2 protein-coding genes are annotated in these 2,474 nt (G+C 30.6%); both read right to left on the bottom strand.

What is annotated here, in order from left to right:
* On the bottom strand, positions 1 to 106 hold a 106-nt coding region (locus tag CKF59_RS05170), incomplete at its 3' end, for an Hsp70 family protein (RefSeq protein ID WP_147397127.1).
* 353 nt (positions 107 to 459) lie between these two features.
* Positions 460 to 2,289: a DEAD/DEAH box helicase gene (locus CKF59_RS05165; protein WP_119534899.1), complete on the bottom strand. Its 1,830-nt coding sequence runs from the start codon at positions 2,287 to 2,289 to the stop codon at positions 460 to 462.
* Positions 2,290 to 2,474 lie beyond the last annotated feature (185 nt).

Here is a 2,474-nt window from a genome sequence, read left to right as displayed (position 1 = left end):
TTGTACGATGACCTTCTGTGTTTTCAATAACTTTTAAGTTATCACCATCCATGATAGCAACACATGAGTTAGTTGTACCTAAGTCAATACCAATAATTTTTGACATTATTTTTTCCTCTTTTATTTTAATTTTTTTTACATTTCAATTATAACGCTAACTAATAATTTTTCAAGTAAAAAAATACAGTTTTTAAGAGATTTTTTACAAATTTACGTATTTAAAGTATAAATTCTTATACCTTATTAAGGGTTTTATAAACCCTTAACAAGACTTTTTTAAAAATCTAATGTTATAAGGGAAATGGGTTTTTAATTTTTTTTCTTGCGTATATTATACCAATAAAATTATTTATCGTCAAGTGTTTAGACGTAAATTCTATAAAAATTTTATAAAATAGAAGAAAATAAATATGGGAGCTATATAGATAGCTCCCATATTAACAAGTTCATGGTCTTAAACTAGTCATTGTTACGTTGTGTAAAGCGACCATTTTTATTATTTCTTTCGAAACGGTTGTTACGATTGAAATTATTATTTTGCTTATAGTTTGGACGATCACCATAACTATTACGGCTTTCACCATTTCTAAAACGATTACCTCTTGAGTAATTTCTGTTTTCTAAACGGCGCATTTGAACTTGCTTATTGCATAGTTTTTCGTTATTAATTGCAGACATAGCTTTAAAATCAAAAGCTCTTGGTAATTCAACAATAGTATTGTCTTTGTTGATTCTGATATTACCAATATTAATACGAGAGCTATGCTTATTGATTAAGCGAATTATGTCTTGTACTAATAAGTCATCATTACGTCCTAAATTAATAACATAAAGATCTAATCCATTATCGTAGTTTCTACGTTCATTACTTTCATAACGACCATTTCTTACATAGGTTTTTGCACGAGCATAATAACTACGATCATAAGTAAATTTATGTCTAGGTGCTTTTTCTTTTGGTAAAACAAGACGACGATCTAAAGTAGCTAAATTTAATAAAGCTGCCAGAACTTGATTAGGTTCATAATCAGTAGGAATAAGCTCATCAATTAATTGAGTATAGCTATCTAAGTTAGCTTCATTTAATTTAGATTCTAATTCTTTTTTAAATTTAGCACGTCTAAAGATTTCTAACTCAGTGTTGTTTGGAGCTTTAATTTCGCGTAACTCTTTATTGCAAGCTTTTTCAATTGCATAAAGGTTAGCTCTTTCTCTTTCACCAATAAATGAAATAGAGCGTCCTTCACGACCAGCACGACCGGTACGACCTACACGGTGGACATAGTTTTCTTTTTCATTAGGTAATTCGTAGTTGATCACAAGATCAATACGATCAATATCAAGACCACGAGCGGCTACATCTGTTGCTACCAGTACATTAATACTTTCATTACGTAGACCATTTAAAGTTGATTCACGTACTTCTTGGCTCATATCACCATGTAAGCAAGCTGCAGCTACATTATTTTTAAGTAAAAACTCACAAACTTCATTACATCCTTGTTTAGTTTTTACGAAAATAATTGCTGCATCGTACTCTTCTACTTCCAAGAATCTAATTAGAGCTTGATCTCTAGAATATTGATATTGTAACCAATAGTACTGATCAATTTTAGGCTCATTACCTTTAATTTTATTAATTTTAACTTCAGCAGGATCTTTTAAGTGTTTTTTCGTAAGAGATTCTATGGTTTTTGGCATAGTTGCACTAAAAAGAGCCGTTTGTGCGGTTTCAGGGATATTAGATAAAATAGTTTCTAAAGCATCCGCAAAACCCATGCTTAACATTTCATCTGCTTCATCTAAAACTACAGCTTTAATTTGTGATAAATCTATAGTTCCACGAGTGATATGATCAACAAGACGTCCTGGAGTTGCAATAATTACTTGCGCACCATTTTTTAATGCTTTGATTTGTAACCCATAAGATTGCCCACCATAGATAGCTAGTGGATTTACTTTAGGTAAATATTTCGCAAAATCATTGGTAGCACTAGTTACTTGATTTGCTAATTCACGAGTTGGAGTTAAAACTAAAATTTGTGCAGCTTTTAGTGAGGTATCTAGATTTGCTAATAGAGGTAGCATAAAAGAAGCCGTTTTTCCAGAACCAGTTTGTGCTAGTCCTAGGATATCGCGACCTTCTAAAAGATAAGGAATTGCCTGAGCTTGAATTTGTGTAGCTTTATTAAAACCTAAATCATGTACTGCATTTACAATTGCAGGAGGTAATCCTAGTTCTTCGAAACTTACTTCAATATTATTACTAGAGATTTTATTATCTGTCATGTTTTACCAATTATTAAAATTGATTCCCAATAGATGTTCGGTTGGACTGTAACCCTTTTTAATGTAGAAAAAATATACGAATTAATCTTCGTCTAAAAGTACAACCAAACATTAAATAAAGCATTTTTAAACACTTTTAAAGATGCTAAAATTTTATTGGTACAATATTGTACAAAGTAGTATCT

The sequence above is a fragment of the Psittacicella gerlachiana genome, assembly GCF_003585965.1.
Classification (GTDB): domain Bacteria; phylum Pseudomonadota; class Gammaproteobacteria; order Enterobacterales; family Psittacicellaceae; genus Psittacicella; species Psittacicella gerlachiana.
The sequence above is the reverse complement of the archived record's forward strand: the minus strand, read 5'-3'. Positions and strand labels throughout refer to the sequence as shown.

Excerpts from the sequence above, each read along its gene's own strand:
- CKF59_RS05165 (WP_119534899.1), bottom strand. The coding sequence starts at position 2,289 with ATGACAGATAATAAAATCTCTAGTAATAATATTGAAGTAAGTTTCGAA.